Origin of the sequence: Pseudomonas sp. CFII68, from assembly GCF_000416195.1 — a bacterium.
Lineage (GTDB): Bacteria > Pseudomonadota > Gammaproteobacteria > Pseudomonadales > Pseudomonadaceae > Aquipseudomonas > Aquipseudomonas kilonensis.
Genome location: NZ_ATLN01000125.1, coordinates 230,364 through 248,936, shown reverse-complemented (window position 1 = coordinate 248,936; position 18,573 = coordinate 230,364). Strand labels below are relative to the sequence as shown.

Genomic DNA, 18,573 nt, shown 5'->3' with positions numbered 1-18,573 from the left:
TGCCCCTTCAAACTCAAGATTTCAATGCTTCGGCAAGTTTCGCGATTTTGCCGCGAATCGAGCCATCGATAACCAGGTCGCCGGCGCGGATTACAACGCCCCCTATCAGGGACTTGTCTTCCTCGACTTGCAGGCGCACTTCCCGGTTGAGTCGTGCACTGAGAACCTTGGCGAGTTTGTCTTGCTGTTCTTGGTTCAATGCGAAAGCACTGGTCACTTCCACGTCTACCGACTTCTCTTGCTCGGCCTTGTACAGGTCGAAAAGAGTGGCGATCTCCGGCAAAAGCAGGAGACGGTCGTTTTCGGCAACGACGTGAATGAAATTCTGTGCCTTGGCATCGAACTTGTCGCCGCACACGTCAATGAACGTGGCGGCCTTTTCTGCGCTCGTCAGTCGCGGGGCCTTGAGCACGCGCTGCATGGTGTCGTCTTGCGACACCGCTGCAGCCAGGCCGAGCATGGCTGACCAATTGGCCAGTTGCTGGTGGGCCTGAGCGTGCTCGAAGGCCGCCTTAGCGTAAGGTCGGGCCAACGTGGTCAGTTCTGCCATGATCGCCCTCGCTTAGATTTCAGCAGCCAGTTGGTTAACCAGCTCTGCGTGCGCGTTTTGATCGATTGTGGCACCCAGGATCTTCGAAGCACCGCCAACGGCCAGGGCACCCACTTGGGCACGCAGCGCGTCTTTGACACTGTTGAGTTCCTGTTCGATCTCGGCTTGAGCCTGAGCCTTCACACGGTCAGCTTCGACGCGAGCCTGTTCACGGGCTTCGTCGACAATCTGGGTACCGCGTTTCTTGGCTTGCTCGATGATTTCAGCTGCCTGAGCTTTCGCTTCGCGCAGTTGCTGACCCACTTTCTCATGGGCCAACTCCAGGTCGCGAGCTGCACGGCTGGCAGCGTCCAGACCATCAGCGATCTTCTTTTGACGTTCGTGCAATGCCGCAATGACCGGAGGCCATACGAACTTCATGCAGAACAGTACAAAAATCAGGAACGCAACGGACTGGCCAATCAGGGTCGCATTAATGTTCACGCCAACACCTCGCAGTTACGTTGTCCATCACACCAATCTACTCGAGACATCCGAGTAATTAGCCAGCGATTTGACCAACGAACGGGTTCGCAAAGGTGAAGAACAGCGCGATACCAACACCGATCATGGTCACGGCGTCGAGCAGACCGGCCACGATGAACATTTTGACTTGCAGCATTGGAACCATTTCTGGCTGACGCGCTGCGCCTTCCAGGAACTTGCCGCCCAACAGGCCGAAACCAATTGCGGTACCCAGTGCGCCCAGGCCGATCAACAGTGCAACAGCGATAGCGGTTAGACCAACTACAGTTTCCATCTTTCCTCCCGACTTTTACGTCGTATGGTTTAGGTTTTTTAGATTAAAGCGGTAAAACAAATCGTTTCTCAGCCCGGTTCGGGCTCCTTCCCGTTTGACCGGGAAGGACATCAGACTAGTCGAGACTGGTCTTAATGGTTTTCTTCGTGCGCCATCGACAGGTAGACGATGGTCAGCATCATGAAGATGAACGCCTGCAGGGTGATGATCAGGATGTGGAACACAGCCCACGCCCATTGCAGGACTACACCCAGGCCGCTGAGCCACAGCAGGCCGCTGCCGAACATCACAGCGATCAGGATGAACACCAGTTCGCCGGCATACATGTTGCCGAACAGACGCAGTGCCAGAGAAATCGGCTTGGCGATCAGGGTCACGAATTCCAGCAGGAAGTTCACCGGGATCAGCAGGGCCTGAACGAGGATGTTCTTGCTGCCGAACGGGTGCAGGGTCAGTTCGCCGATGAAGCCGCCGATGCCCTTGACCTTGATGCTATAGAAAATGATCAGTGCGAAAACCGAGAGCGCCATGCCCAGGGTCGCGTTCGGGTCGGTGGTCGACACAGCGCGGAATGGGATGTGTGCATCACCGGAGATCAGGATGGCCAGCTGAGGAATCCAGTCGACCGGTACCAGGTCGACGGCGTTCATCAGGAACACCCAGACGAAGATGGTCAGTGCCAGCGGTGCGATCACCGGGCTACGGCCATGGAAGCTGTCTTTCACGCTGCCATCGACGAATTCGACCAGTACTTCAACGAAGTTCTGCAGTGCACCAGGCTGACCGGAGGTCGCCTTCTTCGCCGCCATGCGGAAAAGAAGAACGAAGATCAGGCCCAGTGCGACCGACCAGCCGAGGGTATCGACGTGGAAAGCCCAGAAGCCCATTTCCTTGGCTTCTGCTGCGGTGTGGGCAAAGCCCCAGCCGCCGTTGGGTAGCTGACCGAAGGTCAGGTTCTGCAAGTGGTGCTGGATATAGCCCGAAGCGGTTGTCTCTGCCATGGTTGCCTCAAACGCCCTAAGGTCTCGAAAGTCTTGTTCTCATTAGCAGGGGAGCGAACCAGCTAACCAGTTGGGTCAGCACGAAGACGCTGAATACAGCCAGCGGCGCCAGTGGCTTCACACCTGCGAACGTCAATGCAAACAGCACTGCCGTCAAAATCAGTTTCCCCGCCTCGCCGGCATAAAAAGACCGGACGATAGCCTGGGCTGCTCGGGCGCCGGAAAACCGAAAGGCCCTGTGAGCAAAGTAAATATTGGGAAGCAAGGCTATCAGGCCTCCGCAAAGCCCTGAGTATCCGGCGACGACTCCTTTCCATTGCCAGAGCGCCAATGTGGCGATCAGTACGACGGTGAATTGAGCCATCAAAACCGGGAAAACTGCCAGACGATGGAACGGCAAGCGGTTTGGCGTGCGGGTTTCCATCGCTTTTGCTCTCCAATAGTCGGCCGCCATAATTCAATAACTTGGCATAATTTGTGCCGACAAAATGCGCGCAGAGTATAGGGGCGGTTCTGCCCCTATTCAACTGCCAGGTAGTGATTTCCGACTGCGCGCTACAAGAGCAATTGTTTCAGCGAATGTGTGCAAGGACACCTTGCAGCTCATCAAGGGAGTTGTAACCAATCACCAATTGCCCCTTGCCCTTCTTTCCGTGGCGAATCTGCACCGCAGAGCCCAGGCGCTCGGCCAGGCGTTGTTCCAGGCGAGCGATATCCGGATCGGTTTTTGGGGCCTCGACGGGGGCCGGTTTGCCACTGAGCCACTGGCGAACCAGTGCCTCGGTTTGGCGCACGGTGAGGCCGCGTGCGACAACATGTCGCGCCCCTTCAACTTGTTGATTTTCCGGCAACCCGAGCAATGCCCGGGCATGACCCATTTCCAGGTCGCCGTGGGACAGCATGGTCTTGATGACTTCCGGCAACGCAATCAGGCGCAGCAGGTTGGCCACGGTCACGCGGGACTTGCCCACCGCCTCGGCAACTTGTTGCTGGGTCAGCTGGAATTCCTGCTGCAAGCGCTGCAGGGCCACCGCTTCCTCGATCGGGTTGAGGTCTTCACGCTGGATGTTTTCGATCAACGCCATGGCGATAGCCGTTTCATCCGGCACATCGCGAACCATTGCCGGGATGGTTTCCTGGCCGGCCTGCTGGCTGGCGCGCCAGCGACGTTCGCCGGCGATGATCTCGAAGCGTCCGTTGGCAATCGGCCGGACCACGATCGGCTGCATCACACCCTGGCTCTTGATCGACTGGGCCAGTTCTTCCAGCGCCTGCGGGTCCATGTCCCGGCGTGGCTGGTATTTGCCGCGCTGGATCAGGTCCAGGGGCAGATGCTGCAGCTCGCGCTGATCGGCCTGTACGGCCTGTTCTTCCAGCGAGCTGACCGTCGGACCGCTGAGCAGTGCATCCAGTCCACGTCCGAGACCTCGTTTCTTGACGGCCATGGGGTTTCCTTAAGTTGGCTGGGCTGCAGCGGTGCGTGGATTGCGACGCTGACGGCGAACCATCTCGCCCGCCAGGGCCAGGTAAGCCAGCGCACCACGGGATTGTTTGTCGTAGGCCAAGGCCGGCATGCCGTAGCTCGGCGCTTCGGCCAGACGGATGTTACGTGGGATGACCGTGTCGTAGAGCTGCTCGCCGAAATGCTCCTTGAGCTGGGCCGAGACATCGTTCATCAGGCTCAAGCGCGGGTCGTACATGGTCCGCAACAGGCCTTCGACCTTCAGGTTCGGGTTCAGCAGTTCGGCGATGCGCTTGATGTTATCCACAAGGTCGCTCAAGCCTTCCAATGCGAAGTATTCGCACTGCATGGGGATAATGACCCCATCGGCCGCCACCAGGGCGTTGAGGGTCAGCATCGACAGCGACGGCGGGCAGTCGATCAGGATGTAATCGTAGTTTTCCCGGATCGGCGCCAAGGCGCTGCGCAGGCGGCTTTCCTTCATCTGCATTTCCAGCAGCACCACTTCGGCCGCCGTCAGGTCACGGTTGGCCGGCAGCAGTTGATAACCGCCGTGTTCGGAAAAGTGCATGGCCTGGCCCAGATCGCATTCGCCGATCAGGACGTCGTAGATGGAGTTTTCCAGGCCATGCTTATCCACACCGCTACCCATGGTGGCGTTGCCCTGTGGATCGAGATCGATCAACAGCACCCGGCGCTTGGTCGCGACCAGGGATGCTGCGAGGTTGATACAGGTGGTGGTCTTGCCCACGCCACCCTTCTGGTTCGCTATCGCGAATACCTTAGCCATTCTTGCTTGTGTTCCCAATCATGCCGTGCGGCGCAGTATCAGCAGATGGCGTTGGCCTTGGCAACCGGGTACGGCCAAGGCGTGTTCGCTATCGAGGTGGAAGTCTGCCGGCAATGCTACCAGCTCATCGGCCGGATGAACGCCCTTCATTGCCAGCCAGCGCGTATCGGCGTCGCCCAGGTGGCGAGTCCAGTTGCTGAAGTTCTCCATGCTGCTGAACGCCCGGGAGATGATCCCGTTGAACGGCTCGGCAGGCTGGAACGCTTCGACGCGACTGTGGATAACTTGCAGGTTATCCAGTTTGAGTTCGAGTTTGACCTGGGTCAGGAAGCGGGTTTTCTTGCCGTTGCTGTCCAGACAGGTCACTTGCGAGTCGGGAAACAGGATCGCCAGCGGGATTCCTGGCATGCCGCCGCCGCTGCCGACATCCAGCCAACGACCGTTTTCGATGAAGGACATGACGCTGAGGCTGTCGAGCAAATGGCGCGAGACCATTTCATCCGGATCGCGCACGGCGGTCAGGTTGTAGGCCTTGTTCCATTTGATCAACAACGCCAGATAACCCAGCAATTGCGCGTGCTGGGCTTCGGTCAGGCTGACGCCGAGCTGACGGGCACCTGTGGATAACTCTTCAGCGTGTTGCGAGGTGACCATCGAACTCAAGCGCTTTGCTCCAACTGGCGGCCCGCGCCGCGTTTTTTCAAATGAATCATCAACAGCGAAATCGCTGCCGGCGTGACTCCGGGAATGCGCGAGGCCTGGCCCAGGGTTTCTGGACGGGTCGCACCGAGCTTGCTCTGGATTTCTTTCGACAACCCGGAAATACCGGTGTAATCGATATCCACAGGCAGCTTGGTGTCTTCGCTGGCACGCAGGCGGGCGATTTCATCCTGCTGACGGTCGATGTAACCGGCGTACTTGGTCTTGATCTCGACCTGTTCGGCCACTTGCGGATCTTCCGCGCCCTGGCCGGTCACTTCCACCAGCCCGACATAGTCGATTTCCGGACGGCTCAAGAGGTTCAGCAGATTGTATTCGTGGGTCAGCGGTGTGCCGAATTTCGCCGCAATGGCATCGCCTTGCTCGGTACCGGGACGAACCCAGGTGCTTTTCAGGCGCTGCTCTTCCAGCTCGATGCTCTCGCGCTTCTTGCAGAACGCGGCCCAACGCAGGTCGTCCACCAACCCGAGTTCGCGACCTTTCTCGGTCAAGCGCAGGTCGGCGTTGTCTTCACGCAGGATCAGGCGGTATTCGGCGCGGGAGGTGAACATCCGATACGGTTCCTGGGTACCCAGGGTAATCAGGTCATCCACCAGCACACCGATGTACGCCTCATCGCGACGCGGGCACCAGGCTTCTTTGCCCTTGGCGAGCAGTGCGGCGTTGGCTCCGGCGAGCAAACCCTGGGCACCCGCTTCTTCGTAGCCGGTGGTGCCGTTGATCTGCCCGGCGAAGAACAGACCGCCGATAGCTTTGGTTTCCAGGCTGTACTTCAAATCGCGCGGATCGAAGTAGTCGTACTCGATCGCATAACCCGGACGCACGATGTGCGCGTTCTCCATGCCACGGATCGATTGCACGATCTGCAATTGCACGTCGAACGGCAGACTTGTGGATATCCCGTTCGGATACAACTCATGAGTGGTCAAACCTTCGGGTTCGATGAACACCTGATGGCTTTCCTTGTCGGCAAAGCGATGGATCTTGTCTTCGATCGACGGGCAATAGCGCGGGCCGACACCTTCGATTTCACCGGCCGCGGAATACATCGGCGAACGATCGAGGTTCGCCGCGATGATTTCGTGGGTGCGGGCGTTGGTGTGGGTGATCCAGCAACTGACTTGCCGTGGATGCTGTTCCTTGTTGCCCATGAACGACATCACCGGGATCGGCGTATCGCCAGGCTGCTCGGTCATCACCGAGAAATCCACGGACTTGCCGTCGATGCGAGGTGGCGTACCGGTTTTCAGGCGCCCGACACGCAATGGCAACTCACGCAGACGGTGAGCCAGCGCAATCGACGGCGGATCACCGGCGCGGCCGCCGGAAAAATTCTGCAAACCGATGTGGATAAGTCCGCCGAGGAAGGTCCCGGTGGTCAACACCACGGAATCGGCGAAGAACCGCAGGCCCATTTGCGTGACGACACCGCGCACCTGGTCCTGCTCGACGATCAGGTCATCGGCCGCTTGTTGAAATATCCACAGGTTCGGCTGGTTTTCCAGGATTTCACGGACAGCGGCCTTGTACAGGACGCGGTCGGCCTGGGCGCGAGTAGCGCGTACGGCCGGGCCTTTGCGGCTGTTCAACACGCGAAACTGGATACCACCCTTGTCGGTGGCCATGGCCATCGCGCCGCCTAGGGCATCGATTTCCTTGACCAGGTGGCTTTTGCCGATGCCACCGATGGCAGGGTTGCAGCTCATGGCTCCGAGGGTTTCCACGTTATGCGTCAGCAACAGGGTTTTTGCCCCCATACGTGCTGATGCAAGTGCTGCCTCGGTACCGGCATGACCGCCGCCGATGACGATCACTTCAAAACGGGAAGGGAAATCCACCACGCACCTCGTGCCTGCTTTATTCAGGTAATTCGGAAATAGGTTTGAGTCTGGCCTGGGCGTTTTTCGAGCCAGGTCGGCAAGTATAGGGACTTCGCCCTTTCTAAAGAACCCTTTGCACAAAATTTAACCAGCTGTGGAGAACTCGCGGTTAAAAAAATAAAAAAGAAAGAAATTTATAAAATCTTTGTTTTTATGTTTATTCTTACTGAGCCATCCATCTGTGGATAACGTTCTATAGGCCTTTATTTTCAATGTGTACAGAGATTCAAAACCCTGTGGTCAGGTGGCAATGAGGGGCTTGGATAACCGGTGTAAGCCTGTGGATGAATGGGCCTGTTATCCACAGAGGCGGTTATCTTCAGTTTTGAAGGGGGTTTATCAACCGACCTCAATGGCAGTTATTCACAGGGCTTAATCCACAGAAAACCGCCGCGATGGACCGCCGCAGCGTCCACAGGCAAGCCGCCATGAAGGGCAATCAGTTTAAAAAAGAGAGGAAAAACCGGGTTTGCGTTGGACTCGAGAAGCTTCGAGGGCAAACCCGGCTAGAAAGGTGGGGGTTATTTACCGATGCAGAAGCTGGAAAAGATCCGCCCCAGCAAGTCATCGGAGCTGAAGGCGCCGGTAATTTCCCCTAGGGAATGTTGGGCCTGGCGCAGGTCTTCGGCCAACAACTCACCCGCCCCCGCCAAGGTCAGCTGCGCGCGACCGTGTTCCAGGGCGGCACTGGCATGGCGCAGGGCTTCAAGATGCCGCCGGCGGGCGCTGAAGCTGCTTTCCGACGTCTGCTCGTAGCCCATGCAGGCCTTGAGGTGCTCGCGCAGCAGTTCCAAGCCCTCACCCGCTGACTTCGCGCTCAGGCTGATGGTCACATGGCCGTCGTTGCTGACCTCAAGGACAATCGCTTCCCCGGTCAGGTCGGCCTTGTTGCGAATCAGCGTGACTTTCGCGGGATCCGGGCGGACCTCGAGGAATTCAGGCCACAAGGCAAATGGATCGTCCGCTTCCGGCGCGGTGGCATCGACCACCAGCAATACCCGGTCGGCTTCACCAATGGCCTTCAGAGCCCGTTCCACGCCGATTTTTTCCACCTGGTCATCGGTGTCGCGCAAACCTGCGGTGTCCACTACGTGCAGCGGCATGCCGTCGATGTGGATATGTTCACGCAGGATGTCCCGGGTGGTGCCGGCGATCTCGGTGACGATCGCCGCTTCGCGACCGGCCAGGGCATTCAACAAGCTGGACTTGCCGGCATTCGGCCGTCCGGCGATCACCACGGTCATCCCATCGCGCAGCAAGGCACCCTGCCCGGCTTCGCGCAGTACTGTGGATAACTCATCGCGCACTTTATCCAGCAGGCTCAGCACGTGGCCATCGGCAAGAAAATCGATTTCCTCTTCCGGGAAATCAATCGCGGCCTCGACATAAATCCGCAGGCCGATCAATTGCTCGGTGAGGTTATGCACACGTTGGGAAAACGCACCCTGCAAGGAACGCAATGCGTTGCGTGCCGCTTGTGCCGAACTGGCTTCGATCAAATCGGCAATCGCCTCGGCCTGGGCCAGGTCGAGCTTGTCGTTGAGGAAGGCCCGTTCACTGAACTCACCCGGCCTGGCCAGGCGACAGCCCAGTTCCAGGCAACGCTTGAGCAGTATGTCCAGCACGATGGGGCCGCCGTGTCCTTGCAGTTCCAGTACGTCTTCGCCGGTGAACGAATTCGGCCCCGGGAAATACAAGGCCAGCCCCTCGTCGAGCACCTGCTGGTCAGCACTGAAAAACGGGCCGTAATGAGCAAACCGCGGCTTGAGTTCGCGACCGCTGATAGCCTTGGCCGCAACACTGGCCAACGGGCCCGAAATACGGACGATGCCGACACCGCCGCGACCTTGGGCGGTGGCAATGGCGGCGATGGTTTCACGCGGAGCGCTCATAAACCGGTATCCAGACAAAAGTGGCAGATAGCAAAACGCCCCACTAGGGGGCGTTTTGTGTGGTTATCCACAGAGCAAGTTACGCCTCGGCTTTTTTCGCAGCCGCTTCGATCTTACGCGTGATGTACCACTGCTGAGTGATGGACAGCACGTTGTTCACAACCCAGTACAGCACAAGGCCAGCCGGGAACCACAGGAAGAAGAAGGTGAAGATGATTGGCATCATTTTCATGACCTTCGCCTGCATCGGATCCGGAGGCGTTGGGTTCAGCTGCTGCTGGATGAACATGGTCGCGCCCATGATGATCGGCAGGATGAAGAACGGATCCTTGATCGACAGGTCGGTAATCCACAGCATGAACGGTGCCTGACGCATCTCCACGCTTTCCAGCAGAACCCAGTACAGCGCCAGGAACACAGGCATCTGCACAAGAATCGGCAAGCATCCACCCAGCGGGTTGATCTTCTCTTTCTTGTACAGCTCCATCATGGCTTGGGACATTTTCTGCCGGTCATCGCCATGTTGTTCTTTCAGGGCAGCCAGTTTCGGCGCCACTGCGCGCATGCGCGCCATGGACTTGTAGCTGGCGGCCGACAACGGGAAGAAAATCCCCTTGATCAGCATGGTCAGGAAAATGATCGACCAGCCCCAGTTACCGACGATGCTGTGGATATGTTGCAGCAGCCAGAAGATCGGCTGGGCAATGAACCACAGGAAACCGTAGTCCACGGTCAGTTCCAGACCTGGGGACAACTCTTTCAAGACAGCCTGGCTTTTTGGACCGGCATACAGAATGGCGCTGGTCTCGACTTTTGCACCTGGCGCAGCGGTCAATGCCGGACCGGTGTAACCGACGATGTAGTTGCCTTTGCTGTCTTTACGCGTCTGGACGAGGTTGCTTTCGCCCTTCTGCGGGATCCAGGCTGTTACAAAATAGTGCTGCAGCCAGGCAACCCAGCCACCTTGGACGGTTTCCTTGACCTGGCCCTTGTCCATGTCCTTCATGGACACTTTCTTGTACGGCTCCGAACTTGTCCACAGGGCAGCGCCCAGGTAAGTCGCGGTGCCGGTGGCCGTGCTGGAAGAAGGATCGTCGCTGGCGTCACGCTTGAGTTGCGCGAACATCGCGCCGGACCAAGGCTGGGCGCTCTGGTTGTCGACCAGGTAGGAGACGGTTACGTCATACAGGCCACGTTTCAAGGTGAAACGCTTGATGTAGTTGACGCCATCCTTGCTGAACTTCAAGTCAACGACCAGTTGGTCCTGACCGTCAGCCAGTTGATAAGTCTTCTTCTCGGCGGAATAGACCGGGCGACCGGCCGGGCTCGAATCCGGGCCGTTGGTACCGATCAGGCCACTTTGGGCCAGATAGGTGCGCTCGTTACCGTTGTCGAACAACTGGAACGGGATTTCCGGATGATCCTGGCGACGCGGGTACAGCGGCAGCTTCAGCTGGGCGACGTCACCACCCTGTGGATCGATTGCCAGCTCGAGCACGTCTGTCTTGATCTGGATGAGATCTTTGCTTACGACCACGGGGGCTTCGGCGGGAGCGCTGGTATCGCTTGCCGCGCGTGGGATGTCGTCATTGCTGGCAGCGTTGTTGCCAACTGGGACATCCGGCAGGCTCGGTGCGGTATTGCTGGCTGCAACATTCTGAGTCGGCAGGGCAGCCTGGCCATAGTCCTGGTTCCATTTAAGGACCATGACGTAGGACACGATTGCCAGGGCGACGATCAGGATCGTGCGTTTGATATCCATGATTACTCGGCCATCGAAGAAGAACGGGAGGTAGGGATAGGCGGAACCGGGTCATAGCCGCCGGGATTCCACGGATGACAGCGACCTAAACGACGAAAGGTCAGCCAGCCACCGCGCAGTAGGCCATGATTTTCTATGGCTTCGTACGCGTAGCAGGAACAACTGGGGTAGAAACGACAGTGACTGGCCATCAAAGGACTAATGGCATAGCGGTAAAACTGGATCGGAACGAGTGCCAGTTTACGCATCGGGACTGTCTACCCCTACAGTTTCGGTGTTGACTGCTGGTACTGGCTTGTTGCGGGCCAGACGCTTCCAGAGCTTGCCGAAATGCTGAATCAATTCGGGGTTTTCTACGTCACCCAAACCTTTGCGCGCGACGATAACAATGTCCCATCCAACCAGTGAATCCTGGTTAAGGCGAAACGATTCGCGCATCAGACGTTTGAGGCGATTGCGCTGAACGGAGAGCTTGACGCTCTTTTTCCCGATGACCAGCCCTAGTCGGGGGTGATCGAGATCGTTGCTGCGCGCAAGGAGCAGGAGATTTTTCCCCGGAACCTTGCCGGTAGGGGAGTCAAAGACTGCCTTGAAATGCCGGGGGGTAAGCAGACGCTTTTCCCGACTGAAGTCCTGACTCACCTCCAGTGCCGGATTATCAAACTGCCAGACGCGCACGACCTTTGGCGCGACGACGCGACAGGACGGCACGACCGTTCTTGGTAGCCATGCGAGCACGGAAACCGTGGGTACGAGCGCGTTTGATAGTGCTTGGTTGGAAAGTACGTTTCATGTCGTGTTACCTGGTTCGTCCACAACGGGCCGGAATGGCCCCCGTTTTAAGAGACCGGGGATTCTAGAGAAAGCAAGCCTCTAGGTCAATTTCCAACCAGCGTTTCCTTTAAATAGATATCCGGGCGCTTCGGCGGATTCATCACCCAGCCCTAGATATAGAAATAAAGAAGGGAATTATTTAAAGCTTTTCTGTAAAGCTTATAAAAGCAAGGCAGCCACCTTGCTGTGGATAACCATGCTAAGGCCTTGTAATCCGCCATGTACAGAGAATGACAACTACACGGGAAAGCAGTGGTCAGCCTGTGCTGCGCTGTCGGATAAGCTGTGCGTGGAATGCCCTGTTATCCACAGGGCGGTTACCCACAGACTTTCGCCCCCACTTGTGCAACGACCTCAGGCCCGGTTATCCACAGAGCTTATCCACTGACCGCCTGTCGTCTTTCTCGCGGTTAACGCATTGATAAATCATGGGCGATCAGCAAGCTGCATGTGGATAAGTGGCCGTCTGCTCGCTACAATGGCCGCTTGTTTTTGCCTCACCGGCTTTCAACTTAGGGGATATCCGTGTCAGTGGAACTTTGGCAGCAGTGCGTAGAGCTTTTGCGCGATGAGCTGCCTGCCCAACAATTCAACACTTGGATCCGTCCACTACAGGTCGAAGCCGAAGGCGACGAGTTGCGTGTCTATGCACCGAACCGTTTCGTTCTCGACTGGGTCAACGAAAAGTACCTGGGCCGGGTCATGGAACTGCTCGACGAGCATGGCAATGGCATGGCGCCTGCGTTGTCCTTATTAATAGGCAGCAAGCGCAGCTCGGCACCGCGCGCCGCACCCAACGCGCCGCTGGCCGCCGCAGCGTCACAGGCCCAGCAGACTGCAACGGCACCGGTTAACAACCATGCTGCCCCGGCACCCGCGCCTGCCCCGAGCAAACGCAACGCACAAAAGGTCGCCGAGGTCAGCGAAGAGCCCTCCCGGGACAGCTTCGACCCGATGGCCGGTGCCAGCTCCCAGCAGGCGCCGGTGCGTGCCGAACAGCGCACCATCCAGGTCGAAGGTGCGCTCAAGCACACCAGCTACCTGAACCGGACCTTCACCTTCGAGAATTTCGTCGAAGGTAAATCCAACCAACTGGCCCGCGCGGCGGCCTGGCAGGTTGCGGATAACCCCAAGCATGGCTACAACCCACTCTTCCTTTATGGCGGCGTCGGCTTGGGTAAGACCCACTTGATGCATGCGGTGGGCAACCATCTATTAAAGAAGAACCCGAATGCCAAGGTCGTGTACCTGCATTCCGAGCGTTTCGTGGCCGACATGGTCAAGGCGCTGCAACTGAACGCGATCAACGAGTTCAAGCGTTTCTACCGTTCGGTGGACGCCTTGCTGATCGACGACATTCAGTTCTTCGCCCGTAAGGAACGATCCCAGGAAGAGTTTTTCCACACCTTCAACGCATTGCTTGAAGGCGGGCAGCAGGTCATTCTCACCAGTGACCGCTACCCGAAAGAAATCGAAGGCCTTGAAGAACGCCTCAAATCGCGTTTCGGCTGGGGCCTGACGGTGGCCGTCGAGCCGCCGGAGCTGGAAACCCGCGTCGCGATCCTGATGAAGAAAGCCGACCAGGCCAAGGTCGAGCTGCCTCACGACGCCGCGTTCTTCATCGCCCAGCGCATCCGCTCCAACGTGCGTGAGCTCGAAGGTGCCCTCAAGCGGGTGATCGCTCACTCGCACTTCATGGGCCGCGACATCACCATCGAGTTGATTCGCGAATCCTTGAAGGACCTACTGGCGCTCCAGGACAAATTGGTTTCTGTGGATAACATTCAGCGAACGGTTGCGGAATACTACAAAATCAAGATTTCCGACCTGCTGTCCAAACGCCGTTCGCGTTCGGTAGCACGTCCGCGTCAGGTGGCCATGGCCCTGTCCAAGGAACTGACCAACCACAGCCTGCCGGAAATCGGCGATGTGTTTGGCGGACGCGACCACACCACGGTGTTGCACGCCTGCCGCAAGATCAACGAACTTAAGGAATCCGACGCGGACATCCGCGAGGACTACAAGAACCTGCTGCGTACACTGACCACTTGATGACCACCAGCGCAGCTTATTAAGGCAAGGGACTAGACCATGCATTTCACCATTCAACGCGAAGCCCTGTTGAAACCCCTGCAACTGGTCGCAGGCGTCGTCGAACGCCGCCAGACCTTGCCGGTACTTTCCAACGTGCTGCTGGTTGTCGAAGGCCAGCAACTGTCGCTGACCGGTACCGACCTGGAAGTCGAGCTGGTCGGTCGTGTGCAACTTGAAGAACCGGCCGATCCGGGTTCCATCACCGTGCCGGCGCGCAAGCTGATGGACATCTGCAAGAGCCTGCCCAACGACGCGCTGATCGACATCAAGGTCGATGAGCAGAAGCTCGTGGTCAAGGCCGGTCGCAGCCGTTTCACCTTGTCCACGCTGCCAGCCAACGATTTCCCGACCGTTGAAGAAGGCCCGGGTTCGCTGACCTGCAGCCTGGACCAGAGCAAATTGCGTCGCCTGATCGAACGCACCAGCTTCGCCATGGCCCAGCAGGACGTGCGGTATTACCTCAACGGCATGCTCCTGGAAGTGTCTGCCGGCGTCATCCGCGCCGTCGCCACCGACGGGCATCGCCTGGCTATGTGCTCGATGCAGGCGGATATCGGTCAGCCGGATCGCCATCAGGTGATCGTGCCGCGCAAAGGTATCCTGGAACTGGCCCGCCTGCTGACCGAGCCGGACGGCAACGTCAGCATCGTACTGGGCCAGCATCACATCCGCGCCACCACCGGCGAGTTCACCTTCACGTCGAAGCTGGTGGACGGCAAGTTCCCTGACTACGAACGCGTGCTGCCAAAAGGTGGCGACAAGCTGGTCCTGGGCGATCGCCAGGCGCTGCGCGAAGCTTTCAGCCGTACCGCGATCCTGTCCAACGAGAAGTACCGTGGCATCCGCCTGCAACTGGCCAATGGTCAGCTGAAGATCCAGGCGAACAACCCGGAGCAAGAAGAAGCGGAAGAAGAAGTAGGCGTTGAGTACAACGGCGGCTCCCTGGAAATCGGCTTCAACGTCAGCTACCTGCTCGACGTGCTGGGCGTGATGACCACCGAGCAAGTACGTCTGATCCTGTCTGACTCCAACAGCAGTGCGCTGGTGCAAGAGTCCGACAACGACGATTCGGCTTACGTTGTCATGCCGATGCGTCTGTAATCATGCCCATGCCCATGCCCAGCAGAAGCTAGATGTCCTTAAGTCGCGTCTCGGTCACCGCGGTGCGCAATCTGCACCCGGTGACCTTCTCCCCTTCCCCCCGCATCAATATCCTTTACGGCGCCAACGGCAGCGGCAAAACCAGCGTCCTGGAAGCCGTGCACCTGCTCGGGCTTGCCCGTTCGTTTCGCAGCACCCGCCTGTTACCGGTCATCCAGTACGATCAACTGGCGTGCACGGTGTTCGGCCAGGTGGAACTGGCTGAAGGCGGCCATAGCGCCCTGGGGATCTCGCGGGACCGGCAAGGCGAGTTCCAGATCCGCATCGATGGGCAGAACGCCCGCAGCGCGGCACAGCTGGCGGAGATCCTGCCGTTGCAGTTGATCAACCCGGACAGCTTCCGTCTGCTGGAGGGCGCACCGAAGATTCGCCGGCAATTTCTCGACTGGGGCGTGTTCCACGTGGAACCGCGCTTCATGACGACTTGGCAACGCCTGCAGAAGGCGCTGCGCCAGCGAAACTCTTGGCTGCGACATGGTACACTTGACGCCGTTTCGCAAGCGGTTTGGGACAGGGAACTGTGCCAGGCCAGCGCTGAAATCGATGAATACCGCCGCGCTTACATCAAAGCCTTGAAACCGGTCTTCGAGCAGACCTTGAGCGAACTGGTTGAGCTTGAGGGCCTGACGCTCAGCTATTACCGAGGCTGGGACAAGGACCGGGAACTGAGCACCGTGTTGGCTGGCTCGCTGCAGCGGGACCAGCAGATGGGCCATACCCAGGCCGGGCCACAACGCGCTGACTTGCGCCTCAGATTGGGCGCACATAACGCCGCGGACATCTTGTCCCGGGGGCAGCAGAAGTTGGTGGTGTGTGCCTTGCGTATCGCCCAGGGGCATCTGGTCAGCCAGGCCCGCCGCGGTCAGTGTATTTATCTGGTGGATGACTTGCCGTCCGAGCTGGACGAAGCCCACCGTCGCGCGCTGTGCCGCTTGCTGGAAGACTTACGCTGCCAGGTGTTTATCACCTGTGTAGACCACGAATTATTGAGGGAAGGCTGGCAGACGGAAACGCCAGTCGCTCTGTTCCACGTGGAACAGGGCCGTATCACCCAGACCCACGACCATCGGGAGTGAAGGCATTGAGCGAAGAAAATACGTACGACTCAACGAGCATTAAAGTGCTGAAAGGCCTGGATGCCGTACGCAAACGTCCCGGTATGTACATTGGTGACACCGACGATGGTAGCGGCCTGCACCACATGGTGTTCGAGGTGGTCGACAACTCCATCGACGAAGCCCTCGCCGGCCATTGCGACGACATCAGCATCATCATCCACCCGGATGAGTCCATCACCGTTCGCGACAACGGCCGTGGCATCCCGGTAGACGTGCATAAAGAGGAAGGCGTTTCCGCCGCTGAGGTCATCATGACCGTCCTCCACGCAGGCGGTAAGTTCGACGACAACTCCTACAAGGTCTCCGGCGGTCTGCACGGCGTAGGTGTATCGGTAGTGAACGCGCTGTCCGAACAACTGGTCCTGACCGTTCGCCGCAGCGGCAAGATCTGGGAACAGACCTACATCCACGGTGTGCCCCAGGCACCGATGGCGATCGTTGGCGACAGCGAAAGCACCGGCACCCAGATTCACTTCAAGGCCTCGAGCGAAACCTTCAAGAATATCCACTTCAGCTGGGACATCCTGGCCAAGCGGATTCGTGAACTGTCCTTCCTCAACTCCGGTGTCGGCATCGTCCTCAAGGACGAGCGCAGCGGCAAGGAAGAGCTGTTCAAGTACGAAGGCGGCCTGCGTGCGTTCGTTGAGTACCTGAACACCAACAAGACCCCGGTCAACCAGGTGTTCCACTTCAACGTCCAGCGTGAAGACGGCATCGGCGTGGAAATCGCCCTGCAGTGGAACGACAGCTTCAACGAGAACCTGTTGTGCTTCACCAACAACATCCCGCAGCGCGACGGCGGTACTCACCTGGTGGGCTTCCGTTCGGCGCTGACCCGCAACCTGAACACCTACATCGAACAGGAAGGCCTGGCGAAGAAGCATAAAGTCGCCACCACCGGTGACGATGCCCGTGAAGGCCTGACCGCGATCATCTCGGTGAAGGTGCCGGATCCGAAGTTCAGCTCCCAGACCAAGGACAAGTTGGTGTCTTCCGAAGTGAAGACCGCGGTTGAACAGGAAATGGGCAAGTACTTCTCCGACTTCCTGCTGGAAAACCCGAACGAAGCCAAGCTGGTGGTCGGCAAGATGATCGACGCCGCTCGTGCCCGTGAGGCTGCGCGCAAGGCCCGTGAGATGACCCGCCGCAAAGGCGCGCTGGACATCGCCGGCCTGCCGGGCAAACTGGCTGACTGCCAGGAAAAGGACCCTGCCCTGTCCGAGCTGTACCTGGTGGAAGGTGACTCTGCTGGCGGTTCCGCCAAGCAGGGCCGCAACCGCCGTACCCAGGCCATCCTGCCGCTCAAGGGCAAGATCCTCAACGTCGAGAAGGCGCGCTTCGACAAGATGATTTCCTCCCAGGAAGTCGGCACCTTGATCACGGCGTTGGGCTGCGGTATTGGCCGCGAAGAGTACAACATCGACAAGCTGCGCTATCACAACATCATCATCATGACCGATGCTGACGTCGACGGTTCGCACATCCGTACCCTGCTGCTGACGTTCTTCTTCCGTCAGTTGCCGGAGCTGATCGAGCGCGGCTATATCTACATCGCCCAGCCGCCGCTGTACAAGGTCAAGAAAGGCAAGCAAGAGCAATACATCAAAGACGACGACGCCATGGAAGAGTACATGACGCAGTCGGCCCTGGAAGACGCGAGCCTGCACCTGAACGAAGATGCCCCAGGCATTTCCGGTGAAGCCCTTGAGCGCCTGGTCAACGACTTCCGCCTGGTGATGAAGACCCTCAAGCGCCTGTCGCGCCTGTACCCACAGGAACTGACCGAGCACTTCATCTACCTGCCAGCCGTGAGCCTGGAGCAACTGTCCGATCACGCAGCGATGCAGGATTGGCTGGCCCAGTACGAAGTACGCCTGCGCACTGTCGAGAAATCCGGCCTGGTCTACAAAGCCAGCCTGCGTGAAGACCGTGAACGTAACGTCTGGTTGCCGGAGGTCGAACTGATCTCCCACGGCCTGTCGAACTATGTCACCTTCAACCGCGACTTCTTCGGCAGCAACGACTACAAGACCGTCGTATCCCTGGGCGCGCAACTGAGCACGCTGCTGGACGACGGTGCCTACATCCAACGTGGCGAACGCAAGAAAGCCGTGACCGAGTTCAAGGAAGCCCTTGAATGGCTGATGGCCGAAAGCACCAAGCGCCACACCATCCAGCGATACAAAGGTCTGGGTGAGATGAACCCGGATCAGCTGTGGGAAACCACCATGGACCCAAGTTCGCGGCGGATGCTGAAAGTCACCATCGAAGACGCCATTGGCGCGGACCAGATCTTCAACACCCTGATGGGTGATGCGGTCGAGCCTCGTCGTGACTTCATCGAGAGCAATGCGTTGGCGGTATCCAACCTGGATTTCTGATCCCTTCAGCGGCACCGCTCCAAAAAAGCCAACGCTTATGCGTTGGCTTTTTTTTACGCTTTAAAAACGTGCACCCTTTTTCAGGCCTGTGGGTAAAAACGGGGGTAACTCGGTAACACCTTGGCACAA

General features: G+C 58.3%; 18 protein-coding genes. 4 read left to right on the top strand and 14 right to left on the bottom strand.

Features of this window, described 5'->3' with window-relative positions:
- Window positions 1-13 precede the first annotated feature (13 nt).
- From CFII68_RS01465 to rpmH, 14 genes are all read right to left on the bottom strand, one after another.
- On the bottom strand, window positions 14-550 hold the full coding sequence (locus tag CFII68_RS01465) for a F0F1 ATP synthase subunit delta (RefSeq protein ID WP_003207094.1): 537 nt from the start codon (window positions 548-550) through the stop codon (window positions 14-16).
- 12 nt (window positions 551-562) lie between these two features.
- The gene (locus CFII68_RS01470; protein WP_003187193.1) at window positions 563-1,033 is read right to left on the bottom strand and encodes a F0F1 ATP synthase subunit B; all 471 of its coding nucleotides are present in this window, start codon (window positions 1,031-1,033) and stop codon (window positions 563-565) included.
- Between the two features lie 58 nt (window positions 1,034-1,091).
- Entirely contained in the window at window positions 1,092-1,349 is a 258-nt protein-coding gene (atpE, locus tag CFII68_RS01475) for a F0F1 ATP synthase subunit C (RefSeq protein WP_003097235.1), read from the bottom strand.
- 131 nt (window positions 1,350-1,480) lie between these two features.
- Window positions 1,481-2,350 carry a F0F1 ATP synthase subunit A gene (gene atpB / locus CFII68_RS01480; RefSeq protein WP_018613768.1) on the bottom strand — a complete coding sequence of 290 codons (870 nt, stop codon included), beginning with the start codon at window positions 2,348-2,350 and terminating at the stop codon, window positions 1,481-1,483.
- 16 nt (window positions 2,351-2,366) lie between these two features.
- Complete coding sequence (locus tag CFII68_RS01485; protein WP_014340990.1) at window positions 2,367-2,774, bottom strand: F0F1 ATP synthase subunit I; 408 nt, start codon at window positions 2,772-2,774, stop codon at window positions 2,367-2,369.
- A gap of 148 nt (window positions 2,775-2,922) precedes the next feature.
- Window positions 2,923-3,795 (bottom strand): ParB/RepB/Spo0J family partition protein, encoded by an 873-nt coding sequence (locus CFII68_RS01490; protein WP_003187197.1) that lies wholly within the window; start codon window positions 3,793-3,795, stop codon window positions 2,923-2,925.
- 9 nt (window positions 3,796-3,804) lie between these two features.
- A complete protein-coding gene (locus tag CFII68_RS01495) occupies window positions 3,805-4,602 on the bottom strand; it encodes a ParA family protein (RefSeq protein ID WP_018613761.1) in 798 nt (265 codons plus the stop codon).
- An 18-nt stretch (window positions 4,603-4,620) separates the two neighbouring features.
- Window positions 4,621-5,256, bottom strand: a complete 636-nt coding sequence (gene rsmG, locus CFII68_RS01500) for a 16S rRNA (guanine(527)-N(7))-methyltransferase RsmG (protein WP_174599585.1) — start codon at window positions 5,254-5,256, stop codon at window positions 4,621-4,623.
- Window positions 5,257-5,261: 5 nt separating this feature from the next.
- The gene (mnmG, locus tag CFII68_RS01505; RefSeq protein ID WP_018613756.1) at window positions 5,262-7,160 is read right to left on the bottom strand and encodes a tRNA uridine-5-carboxymethylaminomethyl(34) synthesis enzyme MnmG; all 1,899 of its coding nucleotides are present in this window, start codon (window positions 7,158-7,160) and stop codon (window positions 5,262-5,264) included.
- 563 nt (window positions 7,161-7,723) lie between these two features.
- Entirely contained in the window at window positions 7,724-9,094 is a 1,371-nt protein-coding gene (gene mnmE, locus CFII68_RS01510; RefSeq protein WP_018613754.1) for a tRNA uridine-5-carboxymethylaminomethyl(34) synthesis GTPase MnmE, read from the bottom strand.
- A gap of 79 nt (window positions 9,095-9,173) precedes the next feature.
- The gene (yidC, locus tag CFII68_RS01515) at window positions 9,174-10,856 is read right to left on the bottom strand and encodes a membrane protein insertase YidC (RefSeq protein ID WP_018613752.1); all 1,683 of its coding nucleotides are present in this window, start codon (window positions 10,854-10,856) and stop codon (window positions 9,174-9,176) included.
- A gap of 2 nt (window positions 10,857-10,858) precedes the next feature.
- Window positions 10,859-11,104 (bottom strand): membrane protein insertion efficiency factor YidD, encoded by a 246-nt coding sequence (gene yidD, locus CFII68_RS27285; RefSeq protein WP_010465488.1) that lies wholly within the window; start codon window positions 11,102-11,104, stop codon window positions 10,859-10,861.
- The gene (rnpA, locus tag CFII68_RS01520) at window positions 11,097-11,498 is read right to left on the bottom strand and encodes a ribonuclease P protein component (RefSeq protein WP_003207107.1); all 402 of its coding nucleotides are present in this window, start codon (window positions 11,496-11,498) and stop codon (window positions 11,097-11,099) included. Before rnpA ends, yidD begins: the two co-directional genes overlap by 8 nt.
- Window positions 11,499-11,514: 16 nt before the next feature.
- The gene (gene rpmH, locus CFII68_RS27280) at window positions 11,515-11,649 is read right to left on the bottom strand and encodes a 50S ribosomal protein L34 (protein WP_003213577.1); all 135 of its coding nucleotides are present in this window, start codon (window positions 11,647-11,649) and stop codon (window positions 11,515-11,517) included.
- 566 nt (window positions 11,650-12,215) lie between these two features.
- Between rpmH and dnaA the strand changes: the two genes are divergently transcribed.
- From dnaA to gyrB, 4 genes are read left to right on the top strand one after another with little or no spacing between them, the layout of a single operon-like run.
- Window positions 12,216-13,742 (top strand): chromosomal replication initiator protein DnaA, encoded by a 1,527-nt coding sequence (gene dnaA / locus CFII68_RS01525; RefSeq protein WP_018613727.1) that lies wholly within the window; start codon window positions 12,216-12,218, stop codon window positions 13,740-13,742.
- Between the two features lie 39 nt (window positions 13,743-13,781).
- Window positions 13,782-14,885 (top strand): DNA polymerase III subunit beta, encoded by a 1,104-nt coding sequence (gene dnaN / locus CFII68_RS01530; protein ID WP_003196145.1) that lies wholly within the window; start codon window positions 13,782-13,784, stop codon window positions 14,883-14,885.
- Between the two features lie 32 nt (window positions 14,886-14,917).
- Window positions 14,918-16,021 carry a DNA replication/repair protein RecF gene (gene recF / locus CFII68_RS01535; RefSeq protein ID WP_003196148.1) on the top strand — a complete coding sequence of 368 codons (1,104 nt, stop codon included), beginning with the start codon at window positions 14,918-14,920 and terminating at the stop codon, window positions 16,019-16,021.
- A 5-nt stretch (window positions 16,022-16,026) separates the two neighbouring features.
- Window positions 16,027-18,444, top strand: coding sequence for a DNA topoisomerase (ATP-hydrolyzing) subunit B (gene gyrB / locus CFII68_RS01540; protein WP_018613723.1), 2,418 nt, complete (start codon window positions 16,027-16,029; stop codon window positions 18,442-18,444).
- Window positions 18,445-18,573: the final 129 nt, after the last annotated feature.